At 60.0% G+C, this 2,958-nt stretch carries 1 protein-coding gene; it reads left to right on the forward strand.

Annotation, left to right across the window (positions count from 1 at the left end; translation table 11 throughout):
* Positions 1–353: 353 nt before the first annotated feature.
* Positions 354–2,958: PVC-type heme-binding CxxCH protein (locus tag ABX749_RS27990; protein WP_372898929.1), on the forward strand; the 2,605-nt coding region annotated here is incomplete at its 3' end.

A 2,958-nucleotide genomic window follows, 5' to 3' on the forward strand; every position in this document is an offset into this window, starting at 1 on the left:
GGGAACGATGAGGAACCGGAGGGCTTGCGCCCAATGCCACTTACTTTGGCACTGAGGGAGGTAGCGGAACGGCGCGAGCCGTCCGGTATCCGGCGTGAAAGACCGGAGGGCTCGCGCCCTGCCGCTAACACCTCGTCAAACGCAGTGGAGAAATGCTTCACCGCGTTGCCGGGTGCGGATGGGAAGGAAACGATTCTGCGCAGGCGTCCCTGGGGACAGCCACCGGCTTCGTGCGTTACCGGGAGGCACCGAGGAACGAGGGCGAAATCGAGCCTACCGCTCGCGACATCGGTTATCCTAGTGAGCCCGCCTTTCCACTCCCTCCCACGATTCAGCCCCCGCCCGATCTCCCGATGAAACGTTCTTGCGAATTGCTCTCGTTCACGATACTGGTTTCCTTCGTCGCCGCCATGGTGCCGCCCCCGCTTGCCGCCGAGACGCCTTCGCCGCGGTTCCAGAAACTCGTCCTCTGCGAATCCTTTCACAGCGAGGGGGCCGACGCCGCAGACTTCAATCGCGACGGGCACGGTGACATTGTTTCGGGACCTTACTGGTACGAAGGCCCCGAGTTCCGCACGCGTCATGCTTATGCGGCGGTCAAGGACTATTCGATCAAAGGCTACTCCGATCACTTCTTTTCCTTCGCACGCGATTTCAACGGCGACGGACACATCGACATTTTCTCGATCCCGATGCCTGGGACGGCCGGAGTCTGGTACGAAAACCCTGGTGACACGGACGCTTCGGATGTGTGGGCCAGCCATGTCGCCTTGTCGAGTGTGGACAACGAGTCGCCGACGTTTGCGGACATCGACGGCGACGGAATCGACGAACTCGTTTGCATTCACCAGGGTCGCTACGGTTACGCCCAACCGGACAACGCCGACCCGACGCAGCCGTGGCAATTCACCGCCGTCAGCGACAACCGAGGTTATGGGCGATTCACGCACGGCCTGGGTGTCGGCGATGTGGACGGCGACGGACGCCCCGACCTGTTAGAGAAAGACGGCTGGTGGCAACAAACCGAAACGGCTGGAGCACCCTTTAAGTTTCACCCGGTGAAATTTGCCGCGTCGGGCGGTTCGCAAATGTTCGCCTATGACTTTGATGGCGACGGCGACAACGACGTGCTGTCCGTCCAGAACGCACATGGTTATGGATTGAGTTGGTTCGAACGACGCGGCTCCGGCGACGAGTTCCTGTTCGTCGAACACCAAATTCTGGGACGCCAACCGTCCGACAATCCGTACGGTCTGGCGATCTCGCAGATGCACGCGGTTGCCTTGACGGACATCGACGGCGACGGCGTCTTGGACATCGTGACGGGCAAACGATTCTGGGCGCATGGCGGGAACGATCCGGGGGCCAGCGAATTGCCGGTGCTGTATTGGCTGCGAACCGTGCGGTCCGATTACGGCGTCGACTTTCATCCCCATTTGATTGACGTTCGCGTCGGCGTTGGGACTCAGCTAACGACCGCGGACATCGATCGTAACGGTCACGTCGATGTGATCGTCGGCAACAAACTGGGCACCTACGTGCTACTCAATCGCGGCACCGCCGAAGCGACTCCGACGCCGTCGACAACCGCGCCGCATCTGGTCGGCAGTGACGAGTTTAAAAACGCGGTCCGGACGACGCAGCCGCTGACACCGGAACAGGAGCGACAAACCTTCGTCCTGCCGGCGGGGTTCAAAGTCCAACTCGTCGCGTCCGAACCTGAGATTGCCAAACCGATGAACATGGCGTTTGACACCCAAGGCCGACTGTGGGTCAGCAGCAGTGTCGAGTACCCGTTTCCCGCCGCCGAGGGCCAGGGACGCGACACGATCAAAATCCTGGAAGACACCGATGACGATGGCCGCGCCGACAGAATCACCACCTTCGCCGACGGACTGAATATCCCGATCGGGTTGTATCCCTATCGTGACGGAGTGATCTGCTACAGCATCCCGAACATCTGGTGGTTGCGTGACACCGATGGTGATGACAAGTGCGACACACGCGAAATCTTGTACGGCCCGTTCGACTACTCGCGTGACACGCACGGCATGTGCAACGGATTCACCCGTGGACTCGACGGTTGGCTGTATGCCTGTCACGGATTCAACAACCAGTCTTCGGTGACCGGCAAGGATGGCCACAACGTCACGATGCATTCGGGCAATACCTTTCGTATTCGAACCGATGGTTCGCGAATCGAGCACTTTACCGACGGCCAGGTCAATCCGTTCGGAATGGCGATCGATCCGAACGGCGATTTGTTCACCGCCGATTGCCACACCAAACCCATCACCTTGCTGATGCGTGGCGGCGTGTACGAGGGTTTCGGCAAGCCCCACGACGGACTCGGATTTGTCCCCAACGTGATGGAGCATTTGCACGGCAGCACGGCCATCGGCGGGATCGCGTTGTATCACGACGATGCGTTTCCGCCCGTCTTCCACGGCAACGCTTTTGGCGGCAACGTGATGACCAGTCGGGTCAACCGCAATTCGTTGCACCATTCCGGATCAACCGTTTCGGCTCGCGAAGAATCCGATTTCATGATCTCCGGCGATCCCTGGTTTCGTCCGGTTGATTTGCAGACCGGTCCCGATGGAGCCCTGTATGTTGCCGATTTTTACAACCGCATCATCGGCCACTACGAAGTCGGACTCGATCACCCCGGACGTGATCGCCATCGAGGCCGCATCTGGCGGATCGTCTATGACGATGAAGCGGGGACGCGTCGAGATATGCCTGCCGTCGCGTCGACGGATCCGCCCAAGCGTGAAGACATTTCCCCGATCGCTCGCGCGATCGAGCAACTGGAATCGGCGAATCTGACGCAGCGATCCATCGCATCGGATCAACTGGTCGATCAGTTCGGTGCGGAAGCGATCGAACCTGTTCGTCAAGCGCTGACGCGTTGCCAGAACCCCGACGCCAAGATTCACTTGCTGTGGGTGTTGCACC

It is taken from the genome of Stieleria sp. (assembly GCF_041595215.1).
In the GTDB taxonomy this organism is placed as follows: Bacteria; Planctomycetota; Planctomycetia; order Pirellulales; family Pirellulaceae; genus Stieleria; species Stieleria magnilauensis.